This window comes from Achromobacter sp. 10T422 (genome assembly GCF_056394065.1).
The window spans coordinates 584124-599493 of record NZ_JBFTHD010000001.1; the positions used below are offsets into that span (position 1 = coordinate 584124).

Sequence of the window (15370 nt, forward strand, 5' to 3'; positions counted from 1 at the left end):
ATGCAGTCTGACTGCAATATTTACTGCAATATTTATGCTGTCAGACTGCAATATTTCCATCGGCTCGTGCTAAAAAAATGCAGTCTGATTCCKAACTAGGATGCCGATGACAACAATATCGAAACGGTGTGGTGCGGTTAGGCTGACTCACGTGAGGAGCCGGAGAACATGAGCTCGGCCCCCACCCTTGAGCCCGCCCGCTGCGCGTTGTTGGTGATGCATTATCAGACCGACATCATCAACCTGTTCCCCTCGGTCGCGCCCACTTTGCTGGCGAATACGCGCACGCTCTGCGACGCGGCACGGCGTCAAGGGATCAAGATTTATTTCGCGCAGATTCGGTTCAGCCCGGGCTATCCCGAAGTCAGCCCGTTCAATAAAAACGGGCAAGGCATCAAACAACTGGGATTATTCATCGACGATCAGATCTCGCCGGAATTGGGCCGGCAGTCTGATGAGCCGATCATCACCGCCCATCGCGCCAGCGTGTTTTTTGGTACGGACCTTGAACTGCGGCTGTCGGCGCAAAGCATCGATACGCTGCTGATGGTGGGCATTGCGTCCACCGGCGTCATGCTGTCGTCAATTGCTCATGCAAGCGATGCGGACTACCGATTGTTTACCGTCAAAGACTGCTGCTACGACCCGGATTCGATCGTGCACGAGCACCTGTTTTCGACGGCGTTTGCGTCCCGCACCACCRTGCTGTCGCTTGCCGACGCGTTGGCATTGCTGGCGTAGCGCGCGGCCGCACTCGCCGAACCCACGACGCGCCGATCACTTCGGTGGCGCAAATATCACCTTGACTGGGTTATCCGCCTTGTACGAAGCCGAACGCGGCCCGGACTTCGGATCAAACCCGGGATGCCAAGCCCGCAGCTCCGCCTCCGAGAGCCATTCCAGTTGCAGTTGGTCGTCGGGCGAATACGACTGGAACTGCGCCAACGCATTCACCGCAGACTGGCAGTTTTCTGACGTGCCGGACTTCAGGACTGAGACCTGGGTCTGCGCGGTCGATGACATGGAGCCCGGCTGAGGGCATTTGCGGACTTCGACGTGGTATTGGCCTTGGGGCGAAGGCAGATCCACAATGATTTTGTTTGGGCCGCATCCCGTCAAGAGTGCGGTCGTCAGTGCTAGGAGTGCAGTATTTTTTATCATCAAGCCACCTTGTGACTGCCCCGGCAGTCGGACTGTGAACACTTATCCAAGGATTCAGACTGCAATTAACCCGGTTGACTCAACGCCCGGCTGATGCGGTTTCTGGATACCGTCGTCTTTGGCACCTTGAACGGGAACCACGTTCGCACGTCTTCTTCCAGCCCGATGCCGTGCATGTAGTTGTAGATGGCCTTTTTCAGCGCGCGGCCCAGCGCGTCGTGGTCAACGCCCGTCGGGTCATGAAAGCCGATGTCGTTCTTGGCAAACGTAACTTCCGGCAGCGGCTGCAAGGTCACGCCGTATTCCTCAGGGTTCTTTCCCACCGGCGAATGCACCGTACAGGCAAAGCGGTGAAAGAACCCGCTTTGAATACAGCCGTTTTCGAACAGTTGCCGCACGTACTCCAGCGCGTCGACGGTGTCTTGCACGGTCTGCGTGGGAAAGCCGTACATCAGATACGCGTGCACCAGAATGCCGGCGTCGGTGAAGGCGCGCGTGACGCGGGCCACTTGATCCACCGACACGCCTTTTTTCATCAAGCTCAGCAAGCGGTCCGACGCCACTTCCAGGCCGCCCGATACGGCGATGCAGCCGCTGTCGGCCAGCAGTTCGCACAACTCCGGCGTGAAGGTTTTTTCAAAGCGGATATTGCCCCACCAGGAAATGCCCGCGTTGCGGTCGATGAGCTCTGTGGCCAGCGCCTTCAGCGATTTAGGCGGCGCGGCTTCGTCGACAAAGTGGAAACCGGTTTGCCCGGTCTCGCGCACGATGGCTTCGATGCGGTCGGCCAGCACGGTTGCCGATGCGCCTTCGTAGCGGCCGATGTAGTCCAGGCTGACGTCGCAGAAGCTGCACTTCTTCCAATAGCAGCCGTGGGCCACGGTGAGCTTGTTCCAGCGGCCGTCGCTCCAAAGGCGGTGCATGGGGTTCAGCATGTCCAGCAGCGACAGATAGCGGTCCAGCGGCAGGCCGTCCCAGGTGGGCGTGCCCACTTCCGCGAAGGCGACATCGGGTTCGACCAGGTTGACGTACTGGACGGCGCCCGTGTCCTTGTCGCGCAGGAAAGTGCGCACCAGGCGTTGGCGCGAGCGCTTGCCTTGCACGTGATCCAGCAGGGCCAGCAAGGGGCGCTCGCCAGCGTCTAGCGTGACGAAGTCAAAGTAGTCGAAGACCCGCGGGTCTTTCAGTTCGCGCAGTTCGGTGTTGACGAAGCCGCCACCCAGCACGGTGATGATGCTGGGGTCGTGCGCCTTGATGGCCTGAGCGATGCGGAAGGCGGCGTAGACGGCGCCGGGAAATGGCACCGACAGCAGCACCATGGTGGGCGTGTGACGCGCCAGCGCGTCCATCGTCAGCTCGCGCAGCGTCTCGTCGATCAGGTTCAGCGGCGCGGCAAGAGACGCCGCCAAGGGGTCGAACGTGGGCTGGCTGCCCGCCAACGATTCCGCGTAGCGAACGAATTCGAAGCGCGAGTCGATGGCGTCGCGCAGCACGTCGGCCAGGTCATTCAGATACAGCGTGGCCAGATGCTTGGCGCGGTCGTGCAAGCCCAACGCGCCGAACGCCCACCCCAAGGGATCGCCGCCGTCTTCGTCCATATAGACGTCCAGCGAGCTGAAACGCGGACCTTCGGGCAGGAAGTGGCGGCCGACGATGCGGTGCGCCAGCGTCGAATCGCGGCCTTGCAGGAAGGCGATGGCGGGTCCGATGGTGGACAAATACCGCGGCTCCATCGCCACGAAGGCCTGGATGGCGGGGGTGTGCTTTTCAAGCGGCAGCGTGGCGATTTTGTCCGCCACGGCGCGCAGGCCATCGGCAGACAGCAGACGCAGCACCAGCGCCAGCGCCAGATCCTCCTGAAAGGACGTCACCTCGCGCGAGCGCAGGAAGCCCGTCAGATAAGCGGTGGACGGGTAAGGAGTATTCAGCTGCGTCATCGGCGGGATGACCGACAGCACGCGTAGGGGCGAGGTAGACATGAGGCACGGCAGGGTTGCCGTCAAAGCGAAGATTGGGGGAAATACGGGGGAATTATAGGCAGTGTGGCGGCAGGCCCCTGCCGCGCCCTCAAGTATGGCGGTGGCTGCACACCATTGGCTGCCCGGTCAGGTCGCCAATCAGCGTCGCCAGCCCTTCGGCGCTTTCCCGGTCCAGCCCCTCGGCGCGGAGGGTGCGAAACCCCATCGCCAGACTGAAACCCCAATCCAATTCCAGAATCCGATAGCTGCGTCCATTCTGCGCGCAGTGCCATTGGGCGGCGGGGTTCTCATAGGCTTCGCCAATAAAATCCACGTGCGACTCAAAGGGAGGCATGGATTCCAATGGCTCGTCCGTACCCGGCAAACAGGGTTCCGACAGATTCTCGCCCACCGCGACGTGCGGATTTGGCCCGTGATAGGCCAGCAGCATCAGCGCGAAGTGCCTGGGGTCCGCATCATAATCCGCGCGCGACGCGGCGCTAAGGCAAGACCTGGCTGCCGGACCCAGGCAGTATTGGGGGCTGCGCCAATCACTGGATTCATCATCGTTGTACAGCGCGTCGGGTGTGATCCCGTGGCTGGCCAACAGGGCCAGCGTCTCGTCGATGGACGCGTCATGCTGGATCGGCAAATCGGCGGGCAGATAACCCGCCTGCACATATTGCGCAATGACGTCGCCCGCCGTGGCGGTCGAATCTGCATATTGATATGAGCCTTCGTTCAGCGCGGCCAAGCCAAAACTCAGATTCCGCAATGCGCGATACGGAATTTGATTGCCGCGCGGGGGCAGCACAAAGCCGCCGTCCAACAGGCGCGCTTCTAGTGCGGGCCAATCGGGCGGCGCCAGATGAAAATCGCGTGGGCAGATGAATTGGTAGTGTTCGGACATGGGGGGTGGGTGTGGTCAGGACGGCCAAGAGACAATCGGAAACGGCTCGAAGAGTCTAAATGAAAATCTCGGTATGAACGACGCGTCGCCATCCGCCTAAAATGCCCTTCATGCGCAATCCGTCAGATCCTTTCGCCCCGCCCAACAAGCAGCGCCCTGCCCGCCTGAACTCGCTGCTATGGATTCTTGAACCCTTGGAACGTGACGCCGGTTATACGCGCCGCAAAATGTTCGGGTGCGACGCCGCCTATCTGGACGGCCTGCTGTATCTGGTCGTGGCGGATCGTGAAGCGCCATGGAATGGCGTGATGGTGTGCACTTCGCACGAGCGGCAAGCGGCGTTGATGGATGACATGCCCAGCTTGCAGCCGCATCCCGAATTGCCTAAGTGGTTGTACTTGCCGCAAACCGATGAGGCGTTTGAGACGTCGGCGGAAGAGCTGGTGACGCTGGCGCTGGCGCGCGATCCGCGGATGGGCGTGGCGCCCAAGCCGAAGGCATCGCGCCGGACGTCTTGGCGATCAGCAGATTAATCCTCCCAAGCCCGACTCAACACCCGCGCCTCATCGGCCAAGACATACTGCGGCGCGCCCTGCGCCATGGCGGCGAACAACAGCGCGTCGCAGGCTTGTTGCCACAGTGGCGACAGCACTTGTTCTGTTTCGCCGTCTTCTTCTATCAGCACGAACGCATCGTTGCCATCAATGGCTTGGGCGCGTTGCCACAGCTGGGTGTGAATCAGCACAAAACCGGAATGAAGCGGCGACCGCTCCTTGTCGCGCCCACGGGACGCGGCTAGCGTGCCGTGCCATTCGTCGGGGTCGGTAGACCGGGTGTCTCCGCCCGCTTGCGCCCACCGTATCCACGCGTGGCCGTAGGCAGCCGCTGCATTCGGGTCAACATTTTGAGCCAGCGCTTCGGCTTGCGCGCGGGTCAGACCGTTGATGCGCGTCAGGATATTGAGCACGGCGTCCCCATGCGCGCCGAACAACGTCGACAGCGGCAAGGCTTCAAGCAGCTCGATCGCTGCGGCGCGCCAGTAGCCGGGCTGCGCCACCAGCCCCGACATGTCACCCAGTTCCTGCACACGCACCCGCCACAGTTGCCCGGGCCAGCGGCTGCCGATGGTGATAGAGGCAAGCGCTTGATCAACCACCATCCACGGCGGCGCGGCGGTCGCCAGCCTGACGTGATTGCCGTTTCTGATCAGCGTGTCGGACGCGTCAGGAAGGTCGAACCAATAGCCTTCCATGGGGGATGCGGTGGAATGCGGTGATGTCGGCATGAGCCTGTATGAAGTGAAGTCGCCGGGCAGTATAGCGAGGCCGGGCCAGATTTGACCCGAGTGGGCCAAAATTGACTCGACCTAAGTCGTTGATATCGCGGCGTTAATTTTTTATCGGGTCAAATCTGGCTCGATTCTTCGCTGAAACACCGCGTTTTCAAGAATTTATCGCGGGAAGGTTGACGCAGCGGCCGCGTCAAAAATCGCTAAGCCCTTGATAGCACGACGATATTTTTTCTTCTCCCACACATGGCACGGATTTTGCATTAGTCGTGATAGCGCCTCTTTTTAAGATGCCGCCGATCTTTCGGCCCGCTATCGCAACCAGGAATCCGTCATGTTCAAGCCCGCTTCAGTCCGCTGCGGCACCCAGCAAGTTCAGGCGCCACGATGACCACGTACGCGGCGCTATTGAGCCGGTCCCGAATCGCGGACCAGAACTTCTTTCTGCTGATCGATCCCTTGGCGGATTGCGATGACGACCTGCCCGTTCACCCCGACGCCTTGTTGCAGCGGTTTCCATCCGACGCCGTCGAGACCGTCTTGCGCGCCGATCTGGCCTATGCGCCGTCAATCTGCCCGAAGCTGATCACACTAGCCGACGCCGGACACCCCTTTGACGAGGATCTTGTCCGCTTGACGGTGGACGCAGCGCTGGCAGAACCCATCGGCGCGAAACGTTTGATCTGCGGCTGGCTAAGCAGCCCGTCGCCGTTGGACGAACTGGCGCACGATCTGGCCCAACGCTGCCTCGTGCCCGGCGCGCAAGGGCCACGCTTCATCCCGCTGTTCGAGCCCCTGCGTCTGGAACTGCTGGCCACTTGTCTGCAAGACCGCGTTGCGCCTTGGCTGTGGCCCGTCAGCCAATGGATATTGCCCAGCTGCGGCGGCTTGCTGCAACTGTGCGGCAACGCCGCAAGACCCGCCGCGCCGCTGAACGCTCCGGACATTGCGACGCAACACCTTGCGCCACTGGTGGCTAGCGTACTGTCCGCGTGGCAGCGCTTGGCGGCGCAGCCCATGCCGCATGCTGTGCGCGGGTTCGCACCGCGGCTGCGCGACGACGGCGGTCCCGCCAACCTGGCCGTAGCAAAGGTCTTGTCGTCATTGCAGCGCAGCCATGCGCTTGGGCTACGCAACGCGCAGGACCGCATGACGTTTGCGCTACAGCACCTGACCGTGCACGCGCGCCTGGAAACGCACCCGCACATACAGCAGCGCATACACGACGCCGTATCCGGCAAGACGTCGCTTGAAGCTTCGCTTGCACGCATGAGCGATGGGGAATGGCACTACATCCTGAACACCTTAGCCCGCGAGCGGAGTTGAACGATGGGTTCCTTTGCCAATCAGATCAGGCTGGCCGCTCGCGAAACGTCCTCGGTGCCGGCGGGCGCTTGCCGCACTTGTGAGCGAGGCGGCATGCCCGTGCTGTTGCTGCGTCAAGCGCCGTTGCCTCCATCAGCCGACTTCAACCCCGATCGCGACCGCCATCACATCGACGTCCAGCCAGACCGGCATCGCATGCTGCGAGAAGGCTATGTGTATGTGCTGCTGGATCAGGAAATCTGGCACGCCTATCAGGTCAATGCCCAAGGCCATCTGCGGCAATACGATCCCTACGGCATGCCCAAGGGCCCGGCCAAGCCGCTGTCCAAGGCCTGCACCACAGAAGGCCACGACATTCGCGCGTCGTTCATCCACGTTGATACGAAGCAGCACAAGCAAGCGTGGATCGCGTTCTCGCACGACCGTTGGCCGGCGCCCGTGCTGGACGCCTACAAGTCGCAACGCGCACCCTCCTCGCGTTTCTTGAAAGTGGATCTGGCCACGTTGCGCGACACGCCCAATACGCTGGGCCACGGGCTGACGTACGCGGATGGTTATCTGACGGACCAAGTCTGGGAATATCGCTACGACGCGCGCGACTTCGGCAGCCGGCATGGCCTGCACCTGCGGACGAACCGCATCGTGCCGCTGAATGACTACGTCGATAACGCCGCCCGCGCGCACGCGCTCCCGCAAGGCGTGCCCGTCCTGGTGTTGCCCGATCCGGTAGGCACCGTGCTGGAACTGAACCAGCAACGCCAGATTCTGATTCAAGATCGCCTGGCCTGGGCCGGCAATGCCGAACGCCAGTACCTGTTGTTCACGTCGGCCGCGCTGCTGCAAATCAAGGCGCTTGAGAAATCCTGGGCGCAGGCGGAAGCGCAGATCGAGGTAGAAAAAGAAACCGAATATCGCAAGCAGCACAACGATCATCCGGTGCTGGGTACGCGTACACACTTGCCACCCGTAGACGTCGCGCGCGAAACCGAGATCGTCGCCCGGCGCATCACCACCGAATATCACGAGCGTCTTGAACAACGCTACAACGAACCGCTGCGCTTGYGGTTTCAACAAGAGCACGACAAGGAATGGCAACGCCGGCAAGCGCTGATTGATACGGTGGGCAAGCGCTATGCCGAGTGGCTGCATTCTGACAGCTGGCAGCGCATTGCTGAACACGACTACTCGGCCGCAGATTCGTATTCCGCTGCCAGCTTCACGAAGATGGTGGCGGCTTGCCTGGATGGCGGGCCAAGCGAAGCGCCCGTGGCGAACGATGCCACCGAACTGGGCCCCACGCAAAAACTATGGCAAGCGCTGCTCGAGAACCCGGACAGCGTTTTGTACAAAGCCATGTTGGCCAAGAACGACAGCCTGCTCGCCGGGCTGAAGCCGAGTTTCACGCAGGGGTTTCAGGCGAATGATTCCGGCAAGCTCTATGCGGCGGCAAAAGACGTGCTGGGTTCGGCAGAAGGCCAGATATACCTTCGCGCGTCCGTGTCGGAAGCCATCGGCCTGTTGCAGGGCGCGTTGAACAACGCCTTCAACGGCCTGGAAGCGCAGGTGAAGGAACAGCTCCGGCCAGTCGTGACATCTCTGCATCAGGTCGCCTTGTTGTTAGGTAGCCAGATGCAGCTGATCCGGGTCGAAATTGAGCTGACGCTGGGTGAATACCAGCAATTGCTGACACAGCAGATGCGCGAAGAGTTCGATAAGGCCGCGCAACAGGCCAGCAAGAAAGTGCGCGCGATGATCTTCAGCGGAATGATCGCGCTGCCTGGGCCAGCGCAGAAGCAGATATTCAAAGCGTCGTTCTGGGTTTCGGATACGGCTGGGGGGTTGAAGAACAAGCTTGCTGCGATGGCCGCAGGTGCAGGCGCCACGGTGGATGGCGGCTGGCGCAGGATCGTCGTTGGAATAGAGAGTTTGGAGCCGCAGGCGCGCGCGATTGCGGGAGAGCTGCGCGCCACAGCGGCGGAAGCGAAACTGCGCGGCCATCAGGCGTTTGTGGGGTTACGGGGATTGGCCAGCTTGGATCTGGTGCTGTCGATGGGGGCGCTATTTTTTCAGCAGGACGGGCTGGAGCGCAGCTTGAAGGAGCTGGAGCAGACGATCGGAGCGAAGTATCCGGAGGCGGTCGCGGGGGTTGCGGCGAGTGCGGTTGGGGTGCTGGGAGTGGGGATTGAACTGACGGGAGTGGGGATCAAGGGCATGGCTTTGGCGCTTCAGAAAGCTGGCCTGGCGGAGGCGCGAGCGTTGAACGCGGTGGTGCTTGGCAAAGGGTTGATTCGGTATGGGGGAGTAACGAGCGCGCTGGCGGGGGTGATGGAAGGGGTGCAAAGTGGATTTGCTGCGAGTCGGACAGGAAGACAAGGCGATGCGACGGCAAGAAATTACCACTACGTAGCTATGAGCCTTTCGATCGCTTCAGCCGGTATAGCGGTATATGTCGCATATTTCGGCTTGGGGTCGCTTCTAGGCCCCCTCGGTTGGGCCATCGCGTTAGGTCTGCTTGCCTATACGACCTCTGAATACGCCAAGAAAAAACAGTCAACCTTGATCGAGCAATGGGCTCGCCGCTCCTATTTTGGAAAACATGACGAAACGCCACCTATTTGGTGGAATACCGCAAAGACCCTGCCGAGCGTTCCTGTACACGCCAATAGCTCGATAGGCATCGCCAGAAGCGGTGAGGCTAGTGCCGACACGGATGTCGCAATCGGGGCGCTGAACGCCGCGCTACTGGGGCTCGTGGTGGACTTCGACTTTTATTTTCGACCCCGGCTGGCTCTCACGGCAATTGATGGTGCGGGCATGCAGTGGGGGACCACGCTTGAATACAGCGTCGAGCTTCCAAGTTGGTGGCCGGAGCATTCGGGCTATGCCATGTCTGTTGCACTGCAAAGCTACTTGCCCGAACAAATCGTCATCGCCGAGCAGCACAACGCTTTAGCCATTGAGACGGTATCCGCCAGCCTGAAGCGCCCCGGCTTTTGCATTGACTCTGCTGCGAGTCAGCGCCCGACGAGTGAGCGGCCAGTCATCGCCGGATGCCTCCTGCTGGATATCGCAGAAGCAGATATTGAGTCCGCGACACTACATATTAAGTACTGGCCGAATATTCAGGACAAAGAGGGGTATGCGGAAATCACAACCGTCGCATCCCGTTAAACGCGCTCTGATCATTCCAGAACGCAGTCGATCTATTTCCTAAAGGCACAAATTGTCGTCCAACAACAAAAGCCCCCTCCCCCGCAGACCTAGTCTTATTCCCCCATATCGAGGATGGGCGCGCGATTTAAGCCATCCCACCACCGACCCTCCCGCTCTCGGATTTGATGTCCCACCAGCTATCAACGCGATGAATGACACCTATTTGGAGATTAGTCGCCGCCATAACAATATGCGTGGACTCTTGCTTCTCTTTGTGCCGTTTTTCGTCGCCACCCTCATATTCACTGCACCGATGTTTACGATTGGCGAGCTAGATATCGTCTTTCTCTTTCTGGCCATTCCGACCTATACAGGGATACTTTGGCTAACCGCATTGTTTATCCGCGTAGACATTTCAATCCCGCGCGACGAACCCATCCGCTTCAATCGTCTTCGCCGCAAGGTCTACGTCTATAGCTTCCACTTCAGCAAGTGGAACCCCTTCGCCCGCTGGTACGTCACCACCCACACCTACAACTGGGAAGACCTGCGTGCTGAGCTCTGGCGACAGCGTGGCGCCACCCCGCAAGGCGGGCTGCTCATCACGTGGGGAGTTTCCATCGCCGTCGTCAAACCCGGCACCAACGACGTCATCGACAGATTTCCGTTAAGCGTCGGCCAAGACGAGGGCAGTTCATGGGATTACGTTCGAGCCTACATGCAAGTAGGCCCGGAAGCCTTGCCACCGGTCGAAGCGTTCAATGATCCGAACGAGGTCTCGCCGTTGAATCTCGCGCTTCGTTTTGCGCCAAAAGTCGAATGGCCAGCCGCGATAGACCTGGAGTCGCGTAGCGGGAGGTAGCGTTGATGCTCATAATCGCTTCCCCACGCGGAACCCACGCCTCCTAATCCGACTCCCCCGCCCCGCTCAACGACTTCAACACCGTCCATCCCGACTCGATATGTTTGCGCATCGCCAGCATCGCAGCCGACGCGTCGCCTGACGCGAACGCTTGCAAGATCTCTTCGTGCTCTCTTACCGCGTCCTGCCCCCGGCCCGACGCCGAGTTGATCAAGTCGAACGGGTAGCGCGCCCACAGGATCTGCACGAAGTGCAGGGTCTGGGGCAGCTGCGCGATGTCGTAGAGCTGGCGGTGGAAGCGGTAGTTGATGCCGCGTGCGGTGGCGCGGTCGCCGGTTTCGAAGGACTTGGCGAAGTCGTTGGCCAGCACGCGCAGTTCGGTGATGTCTTGGGTGGTGATGCGTTCGATGGCGGCGCGGACCAGTTGCGATTCCAGCAGCAGGCGCAGCTGCAATATTTCGGCCGACGCGCCGGCGTCGAAGGGCACGACGCGCGCGCCGCGGTAGGAGTCGCCGCTGATGTAGCCTTCGGCTTCCAGCAGCTTGAGCGCTTCGCGCACGGGTGTGATGCTTAACTTAAGTTGCTCGGCAATCTCTGCCTGCTTCAAGCGCGACCCGCGCGGAAACACGCCCGAGATGATTCGCTCTCGCAAATAATCCGCGACTTGTTCCTCTTTCGTTCGGTATTCCATTTATTAAGCCTGATTGGCCCGGACTTGCCGGTTAAACCTTGGGTTAAACCCCCTTGGGTCAAACCCTGATTACAGGCCGCGAAGCCCCTGTGGGCCTGATTCTAACCGTTAAGCCATGGCGGCACCCCGGGATTCGGCGGCGATGCGGCGGGCGCGTTCGACGACCGGCTTGTCGATCATTTTTCCGTCCAGCGCGGTGGCCGCGCCGTGGCTGGCGTCAAAGGCGGCCAGCACGCGGCGTGCCCAGTCTTGCTCGTCGGCGGTGGGCAGAAAGGCGGCGTTGACGGCGCCGACTTGGCGGGGGTGGATGCAAAGTTTGCCGCCGAATCCTAGTTGCCGCGCGCGGCGGGCGTCCGCCTGCATCTGTTCCGGGTCGTTGAATTCCAGGCTGACGCCATCGATGGGCGCGGCCAAACCGGCGTGACGGCATGCCAGGACGATCTCGGTGCGGATGGCGGTCATGGCGTCGCCTTCGTCGGCGATGCCGCTGTCAACAGCGAAGTCCACGCTGCCAAAGGCGATGCGCGCCACGCCCGGCAGACGCGCCATCTTGTGCAGATCCATGTAGCCGCGCACGGTTTCCAGCAAGGCGATGATCGGGCGGCCGGGCAAGGCTTGCACGGTCTGCGCCACGGTGGCGGCGTCGGCCTTGGGCAGCATGACGGCCGCGCCGGGCGCCCCTTGCAGCGCTTGCAGTCCTTGCTGTCCTAGCTGCTCTTGCTGGCCTTGTAACCCGTGCAGCGCTCGCACGTCCTCCTGATACCACTCGGTGTCGGCCGCATTGATGCGGACGATGCCGTGGCCGCCTTGGGCCAGCCAGGCCGCGACCTCCGCCCTCGCCTGCGCTTTGGCGGCGGGCGCCACGGCGTCTTCCAGGTCCAGGATCACCGCGTGCGCGCCGCTCGCTACGGCGCGGGCGTAGCGGTCGGGGCGGTCTCCGGGAACGAACAACAGGCTGCGGGCAAGCGGATTCATGGGCGGCTCATTCGAAAACGACGTCTTGGGAATTGGTGATGCGGCAAAAGCGTTGCAGGCTCTTGATCGCGATGTCGTGCTCTTCGGTGGACAGGCCGCAGCAGCAGTCTTCCAGCACGACCATGTCGTAGTCGCGGTCGTGGCCCTCGCGCACGGTGGCTTGCACGACGGCGTTGGTCGAGATGCCCGAGCAATAGATGCGCTTGATGCCGTTGGCGCGCAGGATGGCTTCCAGGCTGGTGCTGTAGAAGGGGCTGACGCGGTGTTTGATGATGTCGAAGTCGCCCGGTTGCTGCCCCAGATCGGGATGCGTCTGCGTGCCCCACTCGCCCAGTTTGAAGATGCCGTTCTTGCGCGCGCCCGAGAAAATCGGCGAACTGGGCGGGCATTCGCGGTAGTCGGGGGAAAAACCCACGCGCACGAAACCGATGTGCAGACCAGCGGCGCGGGCCTTGTCCAGCGCGCGCCGGGTGTGTTCAAGGATGCCGCGGCTGCGCACTTGTTCGCCGTAGGCTGCGCGGCCGTTGGGGCCGTCGGCGTGGACCAGATCATTTTCCATGTCCAGCACCAGATAGATCGCGTCTTTCATCAGGGATTCCTTTGCGTGATGGGGTTGGGATGTCTGATTGCGCTCACAAGATCACCTCGCGCGCTTCGAGGTCGGCGCGTTGCGCCGTGCTCAAGCCCAGTAGTTGCCCGAACACATAATCCTCGTCCTGGCCCAAGGCGGGCGTCAAGCGCCGGATACCCACTTGATCCGACCCGCTGAAACGCGCAGGCGCGCCAACCGCCAGCCGCGGCGCAATGTCGGGCGCTTGCACCGGCGTGACTGCGCCGCGCGCTTGCAGATGCGGGTCCGAGGCGACGTCCTGCATCGTCCAGGACACGTGCGCGCACACCCCCGCCTGTTGCAAGCGCTGCGCCGTGGCTTCGGCGTCACACGTCTTCAGCCACTGGGTCAAGGCTTGGTCCAGCTCGGCGCGGTGCTCGCGGCGCAGAGCTGCCGTGGCGTAGCGTTCACCGCCGTTGCCCTGCCCCAAGGTGTGCGCCAGCGCGCGCCATTCGGTGTCGTCGCGCACGGCCAAGGTCAGCCACCGGTCGGGCTGCGCGGTGGGATAGACGCCATGCGGCGCCATGGCCAGATCGGCGTTGCCCGGGCGTTCGGGCGTGATGCCCAGGCTGGCCAGCACCAGCGCGTCGCCGATCATGGCGGACGCCACTTCGCGCGCTGCCAGGTCGACGTGCTGCGCCTGGCCCGTGCGGCGGCGCTGGTTCAATGCGGCCAAGGTGGCAAGCGCCGCGTGCACGCCCGCGGCGTGGTCCATGACGTGCCGCATTTCAACGGGGGGGCCGTCGCTGTATCCGCTCATCCAGCCCAGCCCGCCCCATGCGCCAAAGAGCGGCGCGTAGCCGGCGAAGTGGGAGTCGGGGCCGCTCTGGCCGCAGGATGACAAGGACAGCAGGACAAGGTCTGGCTTGGCTTCGCGCAGTGCATCGAAGCTCAAGCCCAGACGCGCCATGACGCCGGGGCGAAAGCTCTCGGCGGCCACTTCTGACAGCGCAACGATGCGCTTGGCCAACGCCACGGCTTCAGGCTGTTTCAGGTTCAGGCGCACCGACAGCTTGTTGGCCGACACCTGATCAAACGTTGCGGCCGACATGCGGCCATAGACCGCGTGCGGTTTACGAAACGCGTCGGGCCGGGTGGCGCTTTCAATCTTGATGCACTCGGCGCCCAGTTGGGACAGCAGGTGCGTGCAGAACGGGCCTGCTGCATGAATGGTGAAGTCCGCGATGCGCACGCCGGCAAGCGGCGCACGCAGCGGATCAGTCTGCGGGGAACGTGCCAGAGCCTGGCTCATGCGGTGGCCTCCTGTGCCATCTCGTTCAAGGCGGGCACGGCGCCCGCGCGCGGCAACGGGGTACAGCGGAACTGAAACGGCGCGACCAGAATCTGCGCCTCGCGGCCACTGGCCAGCACGGCGGGTGCGAAGAGGCCGCGTGCGCGCTCTTGTTCCCCTTGGACCACTTCAGCGGGCAAGCGGTATTTGGCGGCAGGCACGCCTAATTCCTGTGCGCGCTGGACGATGTCTTCAACCGTGTGGCGGGCCATCCACTCACGGATATGGCCGTTGATTTCATCGCCCCGGCGGCTGCGTTCCAGGGGGTCGCGCAAACCCGGGTCGGCCGCCCAGGCCGGTTGGCCCAGCAGATCTACCAGCGACCGCCACTGGCGGTCTTCCAGCGTCAGCAATTCAATGAAGCCGTCCTGCGCTTCGAACACGCCGCCATAACGGAAGCGGCGGCTGCTGCGGTGTTCCAGCGACCCGTCGCCCAGCCGTTGCAAAGCGAACGCGCCGACGGACAGCACAGCGTCTTGCACCGACACGTCCACGTATTGTCCGCCGCCGGATGGGGCGGCCCACCAGGCGGACAGCGCGCAAAGCGCCGCCATCGCCCCGCCTTGGTACCCGCCAAAGTGGCCATAGATTTTCAAGGGCGGCCGGTCAGGGAACAGCTCGTGCGACAAGCCGTTAGGCAGCAGGAACCCTTCACCGCCCGCGTGCAGCAGGTTGACCTCTTCGCCATCCCAATCCGCTTTGGGCCCCGTCGCCCCGAAAGGCAGGACGCTGACGTGGACCAGCGCGGGCCAGTCGCGGGCGATCTGCGCGGGCGACATGCCCTGCGCCTCGCGCTGGCGCACGGGCGTGTCGTCGATCAGGATGTCTGCGTCCGCCAGCTCGCGCACTAGCAAGGCGCGGCCGTCGGGCGATGTCAGGTCAGCTTCCAGGCTGCGCTTGCCCACCGCCAGATAGGCGAACAGCGCGCTTTCATCGCTGTCGCCAATCAACGGCGGCGCGCGCCGCAGCCGCGAGCCGCCAGGCGGCTCCAGCATGACGACCTGCGCGCCCATGACGGCCAGCATTCGTCCGGCGTAGGCGGCCGCGACCGTGTTCGAGCGCTCCAGCACACGGCAGCCGGACAAGGGCAGCATGGCGGTTTGTTGCGTATCGTTGGACTGCATAGGGGCTGTCTCACAAGGTTG

The 15370-nt window shown here is 62.4% G+C and carries 14 protein-coding genes; 5 read left to right on the plus strand and 9 right to left on the minus strand.

Going from position 1 to position 15370, the window contains the following annotated elements:
* Positions 1-168: 168 nt before the first annotated feature.
* Positions 169-741, plus strand: a complete 573-nt coding sequence (locus AC1DB0_RS02420) for a cysteine hydrolase family protein (protein WP_476758589.1) — start codon at positions 169-171, stop codon at positions 739-741.
* Between the two features lie 36 nt (positions 742-777).
* Here AC1DB0_RS02420 and AC1DB0_RS02425 read toward each other — a convergent pair whose 3' ends face one another.
* The 3 genes from AC1DB0_RS02425 to AC1DB0_RS02435 all read right to left on the minus strand — a co-directional run bounded on the left by AC1DB0_RS02425 (position 778) and on the right by AC1DB0_RS02435 (position 3873).
* Positions 778-1023 carry a hypothetical protein gene (locus tag AC1DB0_RS02425; RefSeq protein WP_476756659.1) on the minus strand — a complete coding sequence of 82 codons (246 nt, stop codon included), beginning with the start codon at positions 1021-1023 and terminating at the stop codon, positions 778-780.
* A 203-nt stretch (positions 1024-1226) separates the two neighbouring features.
* Positions 1227-3140: a B12-binding domain-containing radical SAM protein gene (locus AC1DB0_RS02430; RefSeq protein WP_476756658.1), complete on the minus strand. Its 1914-nt coding sequence runs from the start codon at positions 3138-3140 to the stop codon at positions 1227-1229.
* A gap of 88 nt (positions 3141-3228) precedes the next feature.
* A complete protein-coding gene (locus AC1DB0_RS02435) occupies positions 3229-3873 on the minus strand; it encodes a hypothetical protein (RefSeq protein WP_476756657.1) in 645 nt (214 codons plus the stop codon).
* 266 nt (positions 3874-4139) lie between these two features.
* Here AC1DB0_RS02435 and AC1DB0_RS02440 point away from each other — a divergent pair, with 266 nt between their 5' ends.
* Positions 4140-4562 (plus strand): hypothetical protein, encoded by a 423-nt coding sequence (locus tag AC1DB0_RS02440; RefSeq protein WP_476756656.1) that lies wholly within the window; start codon positions 4140-4142, stop codon positions 4560-4562.
* Here AC1DB0_RS02440 and AC1DB0_RS02445 read toward each other — a convergent pair.
* Positions 4559-5314, minus strand: coding sequence for a hypothetical protein (locus AC1DB0_RS02445; RefSeq protein WP_476756655.1), 756 nt, complete (start codon positions 5312-5314; stop codon positions 4559-4561). The two genes, AC1DB0_RS02440 and AC1DB0_RS02445, sit on opposite strands and share 4 nt — an antisense overlap.
* 390 nt (positions 5315-5704) lie before the next feature.
* On the opposite strand from AC1DB0_RS02445, the gene AC1DB0_RS02450 reads away from it, so the two are divergent.
* The 3 genes from AC1DB0_RS02450 (at position 5705) to AC1DB0_RS02460 (ending at position 10658) form a co-directional block, all read left to right on the plus strand.
* Entirely contained in the window at positions 5705-6643 is a 939-nt protein-coding gene (locus AC1DB0_RS02450; RefSeq protein WP_476756654.1) for a hypothetical protein, read from the plus strand.
* A 3-nt stretch (positions 6644-6646) separates the two neighbouring features.
* On the plus strand, positions 6647-9814 hold the full coding sequence (locus AC1DB0_RS02455) for a T6SS effector BTH_I2691 family protein (RefSeq protein WP_476758590.1): 3168 nt from the start codon (positions 6647-6649) through the stop codon (positions 9812-9814).
* A 190-nt stretch (positions 9815-10004) separates the two neighbouring features.
* A complete protein-coding gene (locus AC1DB0_RS02460) occupies positions 10005-10658 on the plus strand; it encodes a DUF6708 domain-containing protein (RefSeq protein WP_346550385.1) in 654 nt (217 codons plus the stop codon).
* Between the two features lie 43 nt (positions 10659-10701).
* Here AC1DB0_RS02460 and AC1DB0_RS02465 read toward each other — a convergent pair whose 3' ends face one another.
* The 5 genes from AC1DB0_RS02465 to AC1DB0_RS02485 all read right to left on the minus strand — a co-directional run bounded on the left by AC1DB0_RS02465 (position 10702) and on the right by AC1DB0_RS02485 (position 15349).
* Positions 10702-11349, minus strand: a complete 648-nt coding sequence (locus tag AC1DB0_RS02465; protein ID WP_054425367.1) for a GntR family transcriptional regulator — start codon at positions 11347-11349, stop codon at positions 10702-10704.
* Between the two features lie 108 nt (positions 11350-11457).
* The gene (locus AC1DB0_RS02470) at positions 11458-12324 is read right to left on the minus strand and encodes an HpcH/HpaI aldolase/citrate lyase family protein (protein ID WP_476756652.1); all 867 of its coding nucleotides are present in this window, start codon (positions 12322-12324) and stop codon (positions 11458-11460) included.
* Positions 12325-12331: 7 nt separating this feature from the next.
* A complete protein-coding gene (locus AC1DB0_RS02475) occupies positions 12332-12913 on the minus strand; it encodes a cysteine hydrolase family protein (RefSeq protein ID WP_476756651.1) in 582 nt (193 codons plus the stop codon).
* Between the two features lie 43 nt (positions 12914-12956).
* On the minus strand, positions 12957-14186 hold the full coding sequence (locus tag AC1DB0_RS02480; protein WP_476756650.1) for a CaiB/BaiF CoA transferase family protein: 1230 nt from the start codon (positions 14184-14186) through the stop codon (positions 12957-12959).
* A complete protein-coding gene (locus AC1DB0_RS02485) occupies positions 14183-15349 on the minus strand; it encodes a CaiB/BaiF CoA transferase family protein (RefSeq protein WP_476756649.1) in 1167 nt (388 codons plus the stop codon). The genes AC1DB0_RS02480 and AC1DB0_RS02485 overlap by 4 nt, the downstream gene beginning before the upstream one ends.
* Positions 15350-15370: the final 21 nt, after the last annotated feature.